Origin of the sequence: Roseivirga misakiensis, assembly GCF_001747105.1 — a bacterium.
Lineage (GTDB): Bacteria > Bacteroidota > Bacteroidia > Cytophagales > Cyclobacteriaceae > Roseivirga > Roseivirga misakiensis.
Genome location: NZ_MDGQ01000003.1, coordinates 1,109,533 through 1,124,369 on the forward strand (window position 1 = coordinate 1,109,533; position 14,837 = coordinate 1,124,369).

13 protein-coding genes are annotated in these 14,837 nt (G+C 40.9%); 12 read left to right on the forward strand and 1 reads right to left on the reverse strand.

All coding sequences use genetic code 11. From position 1 onward, the window contains the following. Positions 1-18 precede the first annotated feature (18 nt). The 12 genes from BFP71_RS05085 to trhA all read left to right on the forward strand — a co-directional run bounded on the left by BFP71_RS05085 (position 19) and on the right by trhA (position 13,793). Positions 19-636, forward strand: coding sequence for a hypothetical protein (locus BFP71_RS05085; protein ID WP_069834343.1), 618 nt, complete (start codon positions 19-21; stop codon positions 634-636). Further along, on the forward strand, positions 633-941 hold the full coding sequence (locus BFP71_RS05090; protein WP_069834344.1) for a winged helix-turn-helix domain-containing protein: 309 nt from the start codon (positions 633-635) through the stop codon (positions 939-941). The genes BFP71_RS05085 and BFP71_RS05090 overlap by 4 nt, the downstream gene beginning before the upstream one ends. Before the next feature lie 54 nt (positions 942-995). After that, positions 996-2,405: a cell envelope integrity protein CreD gene (creD, locus tag BFP71_RS05095; protein ID WP_069834345.1), complete on the forward strand. Its 1,410-nt coding sequence runs from the start codon at positions 996-998 to the stop codon at positions 2,403-2,405. Continuing rightward, positions 2,392-3,387 carry an endonuclease/exonuclease/phosphatase family protein gene (locus BFP71_RS05100; RefSeq protein ID WP_069834346.1) on the forward strand — a complete coding sequence of 332 codons (996 nt, stop codon included), beginning with the start codon at positions 2,392-2,394 and terminating at the stop codon, positions 3,385-3,387. The genes creD and BFP71_RS05100 overlap by 14 nt, the downstream gene beginning before the upstream one ends. Positions 3,388-3,413: 26 nt before the next feature. Then, on the forward strand, positions 3,414-3,899 hold the full coding sequence (locus BFP71_RS05105) for a hypothetical protein (RefSeq protein ID WP_141719677.1): 486 nt from the start codon (positions 3,414-3,416) through the stop codon (positions 3,897-3,899). 209 nt (positions 3,900-4,108) lie between these two features. Next, positions 4,109-6,973 (forward strand): excinuclease ABC subunit UvrA, encoded by a 2,865-nt coding sequence (uvrA, locus tag BFP71_RS05110; protein WP_069834348.1) that lies wholly within the window; start codon positions 4,109-4,111, stop codon positions 6,971-6,973. Between the two features lie 314 nt (positions 6,974-7,287). After that, on the forward strand, positions 7,288-8,607 hold the full coding sequence (locus BFP71_RS05115; RefSeq protein WP_069834349.1) for an NAD(P)/FAD-dependent oxidoreductase: 1,320 nt from the start codon (positions 7,288-7,290) through the stop codon (positions 8,605-8,607). 81 nt (positions 8,608-8,688) lie between these two features. Further along, complete coding sequence (locus BFP71_RS05120; protein ID WP_069834350.1) at positions 8,689-9,747, forward strand: sensor histidine kinase; 1,059 nt, start codon at positions 8,689-8,691, stop codon at positions 9,745-9,747. 15 nt (positions 9,748-9,762) lie between these two features. Then, positions 9,763-10,485, forward strand: coding sequence for a LytR/AlgR family response regulator transcription factor (locus BFP71_RS05125; protein WP_069834351.1), 723 nt, complete (start codon positions 9,763-9,765; stop codon positions 10,483-10,485). A gap of 161 nt (positions 10,486-10,646) precedes the next feature. After that, the gene (locus BFP71_RS05130; protein WP_069834352.1) at positions 10,647-12,290 is read left to right on the forward strand and encodes a mechanosensitive ion channel family protein; all 1,644 of its coding nucleotides are present in this window, start codon (positions 10,647-10,649) and stop codon (positions 12,288-12,290) included. Positions 12,291-12,337: 47 nt separating this feature from the next. Next, entirely contained in the window at positions 12,338-13,147 is an 810-nt protein-coding gene (locus tag BFP71_RS05135; protein WP_069834353.1) for an ion transporter, read from the forward strand. Next, the gene (gene trhA, locus BFP71_RS05140; protein ID WP_069834354.1) at positions 13,140-13,793 is read left to right on the forward strand and encodes a PAQR family membrane homeostasis protein TrhA; all 654 of its coding nucleotides are present in this window, start codon (positions 13,140-13,142) and stop codon (positions 13,791-13,793) included. Before BFP71_RS05135 ends, trhA begins: the two co-directional genes overlap by 8 nt. On the opposite strand, the gene BFP71_RS05145 is transcribed toward trhA, so the two are convergent. Next, positions 13,780-14,796, reverse strand: coding sequence for an RluA family pseudouridine synthase (locus tag BFP71_RS05145; RefSeq protein ID WP_069834355.1), 1,017 nt, complete (start codon positions 14,794-14,796; stop codon positions 13,780-13,782). The genes trhA and BFP71_RS05145 overlap by 14 nt on opposite strands. Between the last annotated feature and the right edge of the window lie 41 nt (positions 14,797-14,837).

The following is a 14,837-nucleotide window of genomic DNA, read 5'->3' on the forward strand; positions in this document are numbered from 1 at the left end:
TTCAAAGTACTTTTAAAAATGGAAAAAGATTATTTACAAGACATCTCCGAGATAAGATCCATCATGGAAAAATCTTCTCGGTTTATCTCCTTAAGTGGGTTATCTGGTGTTATGGCGGGTATATATGCGCTTGTCGGTGCGGCCATTGCCCATCGTTTGGTATACACCAGCGACACCGTAGTTTATAGTCAGTTAGTGGTGCGTGATGTCAGGGGAAATGTTGTGAATCTAATCATTATTGCTTTAGCCATTTTAGTACTTACAATCGGTACGGGCATTTATCTTACCAAGAAAAAGGCCAAACAGGACGGTGTGAAAAGTTGGGATAAAACTACTGAACGCCTTTTAATCAATTTGATGATTCCACTAGTAGCGGGTGGTATTTTAGTGATCATTTTCTACCAACAAGGCTTAATCGGGATGATCGCTCCTGTGACACTTATCTTTTATGGTATGGGGTTGATCAATGCTAGCCATTATACCTACCGAGACATTCGGTTTTTGGGAATATCAGAAGTAATATTGGGGCTTATTGCAAGTGCGGTAATCGGTTATGGCCTGCTCATTTGGGCGATTGGCTTCGGTGTATTGCACATTGTTTATGGTGCACTAATGTATTTTAAATACGAGCGTTGAAGGTAGATATACATAAGCTTAATAAGGCCTTTGAAAATAGGGTGAGGCTAGGCATTATGTCGGCATTAATTGCCGGAGAGGCCATGGACTTTAACAGGCTCAAAGAGTTGTTGGATGTGACTGATGGCAACTTGGCAAGTCACTTGAAGGCTCTAGAGAAAGAGGCCTTTATTGAAGTTCAAAAGTCATTTGTCGGAAGAAAACCGAATACAAAATACTTGGCCACAAGGGCAGGTAAAAAGGCCTTTGCAGCACACATTGATGCGCTGGAAGCCTTGATTAAAAAACAGACAGGGAGAGGGTAATATATTTTTTTACTCTTTCACTTTGAATTACAAAGTACTTTTAAATTTAAAATTATGGATCAAAAACAAGAAACAGCATTTGAAAAGATTAACAACGCCATTAAAAACTCTGTCAGCGTAAAGCTGCTCAGCATAGGCTTCCTCATTGCCATATTACTCATTCCTCAGTCAATGATTAGGTCATTGATTCGAGACCGCCAAAGCAATCAATTTAAGGCGGTTAGCGAAGTTTCAGACAGTTGGGCTGCTCCCTTAGAGCTGACTGGCCCCATAATTTCAGTCCCCTTTGAAATAGTAGAGGTCTATCAAGACAAAAAGACGAGAACCAAAAAGTATGCTCACTTCTTGCCCGATGAACTCAACATTGACGGAACCCTAAGCCCTGAAACCAGAAAGCGCGGCATTTATGAGGTGATTGTTTATTCCACCGATTTAAAGCTAAATGGCAGCTTTGATCAAATAGACCTAACACAGTTTACCAATCAGCCCGAAAATATCCTTTGGGATGAAGCCGTATTGAGCATCGGTATTCCAGATATGCGGGGTATTCAGGCCGATGTTCAATTCCAGTTAGGCAAAAAAACACATCGAATGGAATCAGGTATTCCCGCCTATTTAGAATTGAATTTAGCGCAATCCGAGCCACGCATAGACTATCATGTCGATAGACAAGGCCAAAAACAAACGGGTGTCAACGCGCGCATCAAAATCGACCCGAAAAGTGAAAAAATGGACTTTTCTGTTGATTTAGACATCAGGGGTACAAAAACTTTGATGTTTAACCCTGTTGGTAAATCGACCAATGTAAAAATTGAGTCTTCCTGGCCTCACCCAAGTTTTACTGGTCAGTTTTTACCAGACGACTATGAAATCACCGAAAAAGGATTTACTGCGAATTGGTCGGTCTTTGATTTAAATAGAAATTACCCACAACAATGGGTTGGAAAAGCGCATGCCATTAGTGCTGCAGATTTTGGTGTAAACCTATACCAGCCTGTAGATAATTATCAACAAAACACACGATCGGCCAAATACGCGGTACTCATCTTATTTCTCACTTTTATCTCGTTCTTCTTCATCGAAATCTTAAACAAGAAGAAAATTCATCCTATCCAATACATTCTCGTTGGCTTAACCCTCACTATTTTTTATACCCTGCTGCTCTCTCTGTCAGAACTTGTTGGGTTTAGTTCTGCTTACTGGATAGCCGCAGGAATCATCATAACTATGCTTACGCTTTACTCACTTTCCATGCTCAAGAGTAAAAAGTTAGCGGGCTTTATGCTCTTCTTTTTTACACTCATTTACACCTTCATTTTTGTCATTCTGCGCATGGAAGACTTCTCTCTTTTGGTTGGCAGCTTTGGGCTCTTATTTGTCCTAAGCATCTGCATGTACCTCTCGAGAAAAGTAGACTGGTACAATATTTCTAACAAGCAAAAGGTCGAAAATGCAACGGTTTAAACTCAAACTTCTACTCCGAGGAGGGCTTTTCCTCCTCAGAGTTTACTGCTTCTTTCGTCAGCAGCAGAACAAGGAAAGGCTCATTGCCGCTATGCTACTTATACCAGCCGTAGTGCTGCTGGTACCGACCTATACTTTCGAGCTCACTCTGTTGCAGTCTTTTTTGTTTCAGGCCATGCTCGTGTATGGCATTCTGAGTATTTGGTGGATCGTGAAGCATCACTATCGATTAGCCGGCATCAATTTCATGATTTACCTGCTGTTGCTGTTCAAAATAAACACACCAATGGACGCAAGTCGAGGTGTAGACGCAGGAAGTGAATCCTTAAAAGTAATGCAGTTTAATGTACACGCGATTAACAGAACTTTTGAGCATACAATTGAAAAGGTGATTCAACTAAACCCTGATTTCATCTCCTTTCAAGAAGTGGGACCAATTTGGGCTGATTATTTAGAAAATGGACTCAAAGAGCACTACCCTTACTACCGTGTGATGACCCACCCGTTGGAAAGTCAAGGCATCGCTGTATTTAGTAAATACCCCTTAATAGAAATCGAACGTCTGTTATGGCATGGAACGGCCAACATTGCTGGAAAAGTCCTTTTGGGTGATGAAGAAGTAAATTTTCTAGCAATGCATACCATGTCTCCTACTACAAAACTCCGTTGGGAAGGAAGAAATAAGCACATACAAAGGGCCAAACAGCACATTGCTGAAAAAGGTGGTGAGTTTCTGGTTTTAGGAGATTTTAATACGGTTCCTTGGGATCAGCGGTTACTCAACTTTAAAGCATCTACCCGGTTGAAGGATAGCCGCAAAAAGTTGACGCCAACTTATCCCACTTGGAACCCTTTTCTTGGTCAAATTCCCATCGATTATATCTTCTATTCAGAAGGTTTGGGCTGTGATGGACTGGATGCCATCAAGATCACCTCTGATCATAAAGCCATTTTAGGAACCTTTTTAATTAGCAACCGATGAGCCGGTGGGAAAAGACATTAAAATGGATGACTAAAATAAGTTATGCCTTGTTGATATTCATTTTAGCCAACACGTTCATCGCTCACGTAAATCCGATTGAGTTTCGGGATGTGGATTTGAAGTTTGAATATGAACTGGTGCTAATGCTCGCCACACCGTTATTGGTCTTTCTCCTCGTGATCTTGGACTACCTGAGAAATCCAGCCCAAAGGATTTTCTTCATCAACTTTATTTTGGGAATTCCGCTCTCAATATTCTCGCTCATCTTGGTCATACTCATTACAAATTCGATAGATATGAGCCGTGGAAGCGAACGAGAAATTTTCAAACATCGTTTTGATGAAAGAAGCAGAATAGTCTACCGAACCTCTTACTGGGATGGTCACCACCGGGAGGGTCAAACCTACAAGTTGAAAACACTTAACAAGTTTTTCCAGTTAACATTAAGGACTGACACCGCTGAACTAAATGCTTATCAATGGATAGACTTAACCAAAGGACTTAAAAATTGATACATGAAAAAATCTAAATCATTACGTTACCTATGTCGATTCTTCGACTGCTTGGTTCTTTTATTGATAGGCTATGCACTAGTGGTTCCTAAGCTTCTCCCCGCCATTGATATTTCAGGGCTAGGAAGCTTGGCTTTCTTTTAATTGCCTGTTGCAATTCCACCTGTAAATCAAGACCTTTGTGAATTCTGCATTTTGCAGTCCAATTCATGGAAAAACTCAAAGCAAACGCCACCATCGACCAAGCCCCAATAGACCTTTCAGGCCATGAAAACATAGAAATTTTCGGGGCAAGGGAGCACAACCTAAAAAACATCGATACAGTCATACCAAGAAACAAATTGGTAGTGATTACTGGTATTTCGGGCTCGGGAAAATCTTCCTTGGCTTTCGATACAATCTATGCCGAAGGGCAACGCCGATACATGGAGAGTTTTTCGGCTTACGCACGCTCTTTTATTGGAGATATGGAGCGTCCGGATGTTGATAAAATCAATGGCCTTAGCCCAGTAATTTCAATAGAACAAAAAACTACCTCACGTAACCCCCGATCGACCGTGGGGACACTCACTGAGATTTATGACTTTTTAAGATTACTTTTTGCCAGAACGGGCATTGCCTACTCTTATCTGACGGGCAAAGCCATGATTCGCCAGTCGGAAGACCAAATTGTGGAGCACTTAGTACAGAACTTCGAAAAAAAGAAACTAATACTGATGGCACCTGTGGTAAAGGGTCGAAAAGGACACTACCGAGAGCTTTTTGTGCAGATTAGAAAGATGGGCTTTACCAAAGTCCGAGTAGACGGTGTAGTGATGGACATGGTCCCTAAAATGCAGGTTGATCGGTATAAAACGCACGATATCGAAATCGTTGTCGATAGAATTATCGCGGATGCCGAAGATCGCTATAGAATCGCCCAAAGTGTAAAAACAGCCCTATCCCACGGAAAAGGAGTGATGATGGTGCGTGACGAAGAAGCAAATGTTCATCACTTTTCTAAGTACTTAATGGACCCTGAAACAGGGCTCTCTTATGATGAACCTGCTCCAAATAACTTTTCATTTAACTCCCCTTATGGTGCTTGCCCTTCTTGTAACGGGCTTGGTCAAATTGAAGAAATTAGCGAGGAAAGTGTCATCCCAGACGACTCTTTAAGCATAAGTCGTGGCGGTATAGCACCGTTGGGAGACTATCGTGATATCTGGATCTTCAAAAAGATAGACGCGATACTCAAGCGGTATAAAGTCAACCTTTCCACCCCGATCAAAGATATCCCGAAGGAAGTAATGGAGGTAATCCTTTTTGGTGACGATGTGCCTGTGGCGGTCGGTTCCAAAAAATATCCTGGGACAGAATGGAATACGAAGTTTGAAGGGATCATAAAATTTCTGGAGAAGCAGAAGCAAGAAGGCACTGAAAAAACTAAGCGGTGGATTGAAGACTTTATGCACATAAAGACTTGTCCAACTTGTCATGGTGCAAGGCTAAAAATGGAATCTCTCCATTTCAAAATTGCCGATACGAATATTTCTCAGCTCGCCCGAATGGACATCAACCAACTTTCCAATTGGTTTGTAGGCGTTGAAGATAGAATGACCGAGAAGCAGCGATTGATTGCTCCAGAAATTCTCAAAGAAATTAGAAAGCGAATTGGATTCTTGCTTGATGTAGGTCTTGACTACTTGACGCTAAATCGCCCTTTAAGAACACTTTCTGGAGGAGAAGCCCAGAGGATTCGATTGGCCACACAAATTGGGACACAGCTTGTAGGCGTACTCTACATTATGGATGAACCGAGTATTGGTCTTCATCAAAGAGATAATGTCAAGCTAATCAATGCGCTAAAAAACCTTCGAGATATCGGCAATACCATCATTGTGGTTGAACATGATAAGGATATGATGTTAGCCTCTGATTACATCATAGACATTGGCCCAGGAGCAGGAAGACACGGTGGTCAGGTTGTAGCGGCTGGCGACCCTTCTAAATTTTTAAAAGAAGGTGGTATTACGGCAAATTACCTCAAAGGAGATGTCAATATTGAGGTCCCGAAGAAAAGGCGCGAAGGAAACGGAAATAGTATTATACTGAAAGGCGCTGAGGGGAATAATCTACAGCAGGTAACGCTAAAATTACCGTTGGGTAAAATGGTTTGTGTAACTGGTGTTTCTGGTAGCGGAAAATCTACTTTGATTCATGATACCCTGTTCCCAATACTTAACCAGCACTTTTTTAGAGCACGGAAAAACCCATTGGCTTACAAATCAATCGATGGCTTAAAACATATTGATAAAGTAATCGAAGTAGATCAATCTCCTATTGGGCGAACTCCGCGTTCGAACCCAGCAACTTATACAGGTGTCTTTTCCGATATAAGAACACTATTTACAGAGCTACCTGAGGCGAAAATTCGCGGTTATAAAGCAGGTAGATTTTCCTTCAATGTCAAAGGTGGTCGCTGCGAGACTTGTGAAGGGGCAGGCATGAAATTGATAGAAATGGACTTCTTACCTAACGTCCATGTACCGTGTGAAACCTGTAAGGGAAAACGCTATAACCGAGAAACCTTGGAGGTGCGCTTTAAAGGAAAATCGATTTCCGATGTGCTGGACATGACGGTAGAGCAAGCTGTTGAGTTCTTTGAGCATCAACCAAAAATTCTTCGAAAAATTAAGACCTTAAACGACGTAGGGCTTGGTTACATTTCTTTAGGTCAGCATGCCACCACTTTATCTGGTGGAGAAGCACAACGGGTAAAATTAGCCACCGAATTATCGAAAAAGGATACGGGCAAAACACTTTACATCCTTGATGAACCTACCACTGGCCTTCACTTCAAAGATATTCAGCACCTGCTTGATGTACTCAATCGATTAGTGGATAAAGGAAATTCAGTGCTCGTCATTGAGCACAATTTGGATGTGATAAAGGTTTCGGACCACATTATCGACCTAGGGCCTGAAGGTGGCGACGGCGGTGGTACTATTGTAGCGGAAGGAACTCCTGAAAAGGTGTCTAAAAGTAAGAAAGGGTATACCGCTAAATTCTTAAAAGAGGAATTGGCTAGCTAGGCAAAAAAAATGATGCTGCCGCTTGCGCGAACAGCACCTTCTTCAACCAAAACATTAAAACCGCTCAACACACCGATCTCCTCAGCGCTTGCCCATTTCACCTTAGGCAAGCATCTAACCACGGTTTTAATTTCTTTTTAATACTAATTTTAAAACTCACTTTCAGAACGGAAGACACAAGTTGGTATTATAGATTATGCTAAAATCTCTCTGTTTTTAACATTAATTAAGATTTTGAGGATAGCATAACATATGAAAGCGTTTTAGACCAACTTTACGGATCAGAAATCGTAATATAGGTAACCCAAGAAAGTATGTCAGACCTGCATCATCTTCACCTAGAAATTCCTAAATCTGATAAGAAAAGAATTGTGATAATCGGCGGTGGATTTGCCGGGATTCAGCTTATCAAATCCCTTCGAAAATCGCCATATCAAATCGTGCTACTCGATCGGCACAACTATCACACATTTCAGCCATTACTATATCAGGTAGCCACCGCAGGCTTAGAGCCTGACTCCATTGCAGGAGCACTCAGGCACCTTTTTGAGAAGCATAAAGATTTCTATTTTAGAATGGCGCGTGTGACAGGAATTGAACTAGCTGAGAAAAAGATATCGACCTTAGTTGGCGACTTAAGCTACGACATGCTGGTCATTGCCAACGGATCTAAAACAAACTATTTTGGCAATCAGGAAATGTACGAACGCACGTTTCCAATGAAACAAATTCCGCAGGCTTTGAACCTTCGAAGTCATATGCTTCAGAATTTTGAGCAGACCGTGATGTCGCCAGATATTGAGGAGCAAGATCGACTGACCAACTTTGTGGTAGTTGGGGGTGGACCGACTGGTGTAGAAGTAGCAGGTGCACTTGGTGAACTCAAAAACCATGTCTTGCCGAAAGACTATCCGGATATCGATTTTGACATTATGAAGCTTCATTTGGTAGATGCCGGAGAGAGATTACTCGCAGGTATGTCGGAAAAGGCAGGTACTAGGGCTTTAAAATACCTAGAAGACTTTGGGGTGGACGTAAGGCTTGGTACTCGGCTAGTAGATTACGATGGAAATAATGTCACGCTTACCGATGGCACCGTTATACCTGCCAAAACGGTGATTTGGGCAGCGGGTGTCACTGGAAATACCATCGATGGTTTGCCAGAAGCAGTTGTTGATAAGGGCAGAATTTTAGTGGACCAGTATAACCAAGTTGAAGGCCACCCAGACGTTTATGCTGTCGGTGATATTGCCGCTATGTGTTCTGAAGAAAATCCACGTGGATTCCCTATGGTAGCTCCAGTTGCCATGCAACAGGCCCAAAATCTGGGTAAAAACTTGAAGCGTCAACTCAAACAGAAAGAACCAATTCCTTTTAAATACAGAGATAAAGGATCAATGGCCACGGTAGGAAGAAATAAGGCGGTGGTTGACATGCCAAGGTTTCATTTTGGTGGTCTATTCGCTTGGATGGTTTGGATGTTTGTTCACTTGATGTCTATTGTTGGTTTTAGAAACCGATTGGTGATTCTTAGTAACTGGGTTTGGAATTATATGACCTACGATCGGGGTACACGACTGATTATTAGAACTTTTCTTCGGAATAAGCAGTACAAACCGGGAGATAGCCTCTAGCTCCCGAAAAAATCTGCTCTTTACCTCTCATCGCAAAGCATAAGCAAGTGTGATTAAACTTTCCTTATTTTCACGAAGGAAATGAGAAAGAAACGATTGTACTGGGCGTTCCAAATATTAGGGTGGGGCGCATACGTTCTTCTAAATATTTTTACGCTAAGTCTTAACCCACAAGCCTTACAGCCTGAAATTATTCGTATTTCAAGAATCGAGATATTACTGCATACACCAATTATGCTGTTCTTTTCCCATTACCTAATCCGTAAAGTAATTATTCAACGCAATTGGCTTCAAATAAACATTGGCCGAGTCATTCCAAGGATTTTAGGCCTAATCTTGATTGCAGCTTTATCGGTTCAAATAGTCTCCTTGACACTTTATTGGATGGTTGGGACTATTTCGCTCGATGATGAACTTTCAATTCTCTTGAGTGATATCCTTTTTGCCTTACTGAACTTCTTGATCATGTTCATTATTTGGTCAACGATCTATTTCCTATACCACTTCTTAGAAAGCAACAATCGATCTTTGAAGTACGAGGCAGCGATGAATGAAATGCATTTGAACCAGTTGAAGTCTCAGTTAAACCCACACTTTATTTTCAACGCCCTGAACAGCATGCGTGCCCTGGTAGATGAAGAGCCTAGTAAAGCGAAAACAGCCATTACTCAGCTTTCAAATATTCTCAGAAACTCCTTGATTACCGATAAAAAGCGGGTCGTTAGCTTTGGAAATGAATTAAACACGGTCAGAGATTACCTGGCCCTAGAAGGAATTAGGTTTGAAGAAAGGCTAAAAGTAAGGTATCAAATCGATCCAAAATCTGATGGTTTTGAGATACCGCCAATGATGGTTCAAACCTTAGTAGAAAATGCCATTAAACACGGGGTTTCAAACCTGATAGAAGGCGGTGTAATAGAGATTGAGTCGTTAGTAGAACACTCGATCTTAATTTTAAAAATTAGAAACAGTGGCCAAATTAGCCTAAGCCCCAAAAGGCCGGGTAGCCGAAAGGGTGTTGGCCTAATAAATACTAAAGAAAGGCTTAAATTGATATATGGAGAGGCTGCTTCATTTAGAATTTACAATGAAAACGATAAGTTTGTAGTGACTGAAGTGAAGATACCTCAACGTATGTAAGCAAAATCTAAATAAATGAGAGCACTAATAATCGATGACGAACGATTGGCAAGAAAAGAATTGACCAATTTACTGCAGGAATATCCAGAGATAGAAATCATAGGAGAAGCTGTGAACGCTGAGGATGCCGAAGAAAAAATCAAAACACTTCAGCCCGAATTACTATTCTTAGATATTCAGATGCCTGGAAAAACAGGTTTTGAGCTTTTAGAAACATTAGATACCGTACCAGACGTAGTCTTTACGACAGCATATGACGAATATGCACTTCAAGCTTTTGACTTCAACGCGCTTGATTACCTACTTAAACCGATCGAGCCAGACAGACTAAAAGAAACGATCACTAAGCTGATTAATAGACCTAAAAAAGAAGAGGCGGTCGTTACACAAACAGACCAGAAATTAGGTCCTCAGGATCGTGTTTTTGTGAAAGACGGGGATAAATGTTGGTTTGTGAAGTTAGAAAACATTAGGCTCTTCGAATCAGATGGCAATTACATTAAAATCTACTTCGACAACTTCAAGCCGATGATTCATAAGTCATTGAACGCCTTGGACGAAAAACTAGATGATAGATCGTTTTTCCGCGCCAGCAGAAAGCACATCATTAACCTGACTTGGGTAGAAAGTATCGAATCTTGGTTTAATGGTGGATTAATGGTTGTACTTCGTGGTGGCGACAAAGTAGAGGTAAGCCGTAGACAAGCAGCCAGATTCAAAGAAATGATGAGCCTATAGGCCGATCTAGTATATATACGAAAGCCCATTTTCTAAGGTGTTCAAACGCGGGAAGGAAATGGGCTTTTTTTTGATATGCCAGAAGGAATAACTAATATAGAATACTCAACCAAGGGGTTTACCATCAACTATTTCCTACTGTAAACCACTTATCTATCGTCATGATTTATTTTATACTATCTGTCTTTCTATTTTTTCAAGACGTTAATCCATCAGATCCGGACTCGGTTTCTTATGAAGACACCCCTAAGATTGAGCAACAAAAAGCTGAGCAAAAAAGGCTTAACTATGCCATTGATAATGATTCCACCATGTTTATCTATCGTGGTGCTGGGCCTTATTCTTTAGAGGAAAGAGGTGAAAAAGTCAAAGAGAACATTAGGCAATCCAAAGACAGGTTTACGTCTGAAAAACCTATCATAGTCAAATCAGAAGATGGCAATGAAATCTTCTGTGGTGAAAAGCTTATTATGACTGTGTATGACGCTGATGCCAAAGCCATTGGGCTTAGCAGAAACGCCGCCACGGAGTATTATGCCGATCTAATTCAACAATTAAGAGAGACTGAAGACATACCCAAAGTCGAGGTAAAATCACTAATCCTGAATATAGGAATAGCGGTAGTCATCGTGATTCTCTTCCTTATCGGCTTACGCTATTACAATAGGCTATTCCGGCTTGTTTACATGAAAATCCGTGGGCAAAAAGGAAAAATGCTCAAGGGTTTCAAGGTTAAAACCTACGAAGTCCTAACAGAAGAAAAGCAGATTCTATTTGTCACCTATATCGCTAAGGGATTGCGTATAGCCGTATTACTTTTTATCATCTATCTATTACTTCCAGTCCTTTTTTCACTTTTCCCATGGACTCAAGGCATCGCGACTACGCTATTCGGGTATATCCTAGATCCACTAAAAAGCATTGGAAACAAGTTCTTACTTTTTATTCCCGACCTACTAACAATTACAGTTATCTGGTTTGTTACAAAATACGTTTTGAAGCTTTTAGCCTTTTTTAAAGACGAAGTGGCCAAGGGAAAACTTGAACTTCCTGGGTTCTATAAAGAGTGGGCAAAACCGACCTATAACATCATTAAGATATTGGTGATTGCCTTGAGTTTCATTGCTATTTGGCCATTGCTGCCAATGTCTGACTCCGATATTTTTAAAGGAGTCTCTACTTTCATTGGCTTATTGGTGGCTTTAGGTGGGGCAGGTGCTATTTCAAATGTTATTGCAGGCTTAGTGATCACCTATATGAGATCGTTTAAAATAGGCGATCGTGTTAGAATTGGAGAAGTCATGGGTGATGTGAAAGAAAAATCTCTGCTAAACACAAGAATCAAAACCATCAAAAACGAAATCATTACGATTCCTAATTCTCATATGCTCAATAGCCATACGATAAACTATACTACGGCAAATGACGAGGAAGGGCTTATACTACATACTACGATTACACTCGGTTATGATGTGCCTTGGCGCTCAGTGCACGAAGTATTGATTGAAGCGGCGTTGGCGACAGAACATGTTAAAAAACTACCAAAGCCATATGTTCTTCAAACCAGTCTAGATGATTTTTATGTTAGCTATCAGCTCAATGCTCGAACGCGTGAAATCCATAAAATGGCTTTGATCTATTCGAAACTTCATCAAAACATCCAGGATAAATGTAATGAGGCGGGCATTGAGATTCTTTCTCCTCATTATGGTGCCCAACGTGACGGAAACCATAGTACAATTCCACAAGAACATCTTCCAGAGAATTACCAAGCCCCATGGTTTAGGGTGAAAAAGGATTTCTGAGGTCATTTTCTTGGCTAGTCTCAAGGAAATATGCTTACTTTTAACTGATGGCCAATACGCTTAAAAGAAGACTTTTTATCATCATCTTCGGTACGGATACACCTGCCGGTAGAGCCTTCGATATTGCTTTATTGATTGCAATACTAATCAGCATTTTCGCTGTAATGCTGGAAAGTGTCGAATCCCTAGAAGAAAAGTTTGGGCACATCTTTAGGATTGTTGAGTGGGTTTTAACTGGCGCTTTCACCCTTGAATATCTGACACGGGTTTACGTAACCGATCGCAAAAGCCAATATATTTTCAGTTTCTACGGACTGATTGATCTATTGTCCTTACTCCCAACCTATTTGAGTCTAATTTTCACTGGAACACAATACTTACTCATTATTCGGGCGCTTCGCCTGCTTCGTGTATTCAGAATCTTAAAACTGGGCCGTTATGTCGGAGAAGGGGAACAATTGATGCGCGCCCTCCGCTCTAGCCGACATAAAATCACAGTTTTTATGGGTACAGTGATCACCTTGGTTGTAATAATGGGTACCGTAATGTACCTAGTAGAAGGAGGTGAAAACGGTTTTACGAGTATTCCTAAGAGTATCTATTGGGCGATCGTGACCTTAACAACTGTCGGGTATGGAGATATAGCACCTCAAACCGTTTTAGGCCAGAGCATTGCCTCTTTTGTGATGATCCTTGGCTATGCCATCATTGCCGTTCCAACGGGTATTGTTACCGTAGCTCTGGGCAAGGAAAAAGACAAACAAGCATTACTAGCTTGTTCCAATTGCCAAGAAACCGGCCACGCCGAAGATGCCATCCACTGTAAATTTTGTGGTGAAAAGCTCCTTCATGAGTAAGAAAATTAAGTTAGACCTTTACTCACCTCAAGAAGAACTCGCCAACGCTATCACGCATGCTTTCGGCATAATAGGTGGTTTAATTGGCTTAATACTTACTTTATCAAACAGAAGTACCAATGAAGTAAATGTTACTTGGAGTGGCGTAATTTTCTTTTTGAGTGTTATTTTTCTCTATACAGCATCCACAATTTATCATAGTGTTAGTGGTAAGAAGATAAAGTACTTGTTTAAGCAACTAGATCATATCGGTATCTATATTTTGATCGCGGGGACCTTTACGCCTTTTGCTTGGGGAATTCTTGGAAACGATGTTTCTGGCCAAAATATGATCATGGCTGTTTGGCTGATCGCTTTGGCAGGGATCCTTTTTAAAGTGTTCTATACGGGCAAATTTGAAGCAATTTCTCTAATCTCCTATGTTGGAATGGGCTGGTTAGGCTTTCTAATGTTCGATGATATTACCCAATACCTGGGCAGAGAGGTAGTTGATTTAATGCTTTATGGAGGCATTTTTTATACTTCTGGCATCATTTTCTATCTGATGAGGAAACTCAAGTATCATCACGCCATCTGGCACTTGTTTGTGCTTTGTGGAACAGGGTTTCACACCTGGGCTATCTTAAAACACGTTATTCGTATTTAACGTAATGCTCCCATTTATTTAGAACACTGACAAAATCATCTGGCAGATCTGACTCAAATTGTACATGTTTTCCAGTTTTTGGATGCACAAAACCCAGCGATTTCGCATGAAGTGCTTGCCTTGGCATAAGTTTAAAAGCATTGTCAACGAAAGCTTTATACTTTGAAAACTGTGTCCCTTTTAGCAAAACATTGCCACCATAAGTCGCATCATTGAAAAGCGGGTGACCCAAATATTTAAAATGTGCTCTTATTTGATGAGTTCTACCCGTTTCGAGATTACACTTAATCAGGGACACATACCTCAATTCTTTAATAACCTTATAATGTGTAATGGCTGTTCTTCCTCTAGACCCATCTTCTATGGCCACCGTAACTCTTCTATCCTTTTCGCTACGACCAAGATTTACATTAATGGTGCCTTCTGCATCTTTTGGAACACCCCACACCAATGCATAATAGGTTCGTTCAATACTATGATCGAAAAACTGCTTGGCTAAAGAACTCATCGCATTTTCGGTTTTAGCAATCACCAGTAATCCAGAAGTATCTTTATCAATTCGGTGCACAAGACCCGGGCGGCCTTCATTATCCTTCATCGTTGGCAATTGCTGAAAATGATGAACCAATGCGTTGACCAACGTACCAGACCAATTATTATATGCAGGATGTACCACCATGCCTGGCTCCTTATTTACGATCAGTACATCAGCATCTTCATAAATGATATTTAGTGGAATATCTTCTGGAATCAGTTCCGTTTCTCGAGGAGGCTCTGGCAAGGCAACTACAATCTCATCATTTGGGTGCACCTTATAATTTGGTTTGATTTCCTTGCCGTTGACTTTTACAAAACCGTCCTTAATGCCTTGTTGAACCTTATTCCGCGTTACATTCGGTAAACGGTCCATCAAAAACTTATCAACCCGATAAGGCTCCTGACCTGCATCGCAGACAATTCTGTGATGTTCAAATAATTCTTCTTCCTCGAACGCTTCGCTCATATCGCACCTATTTCACCAACAAAGATATCACTAACTTCATG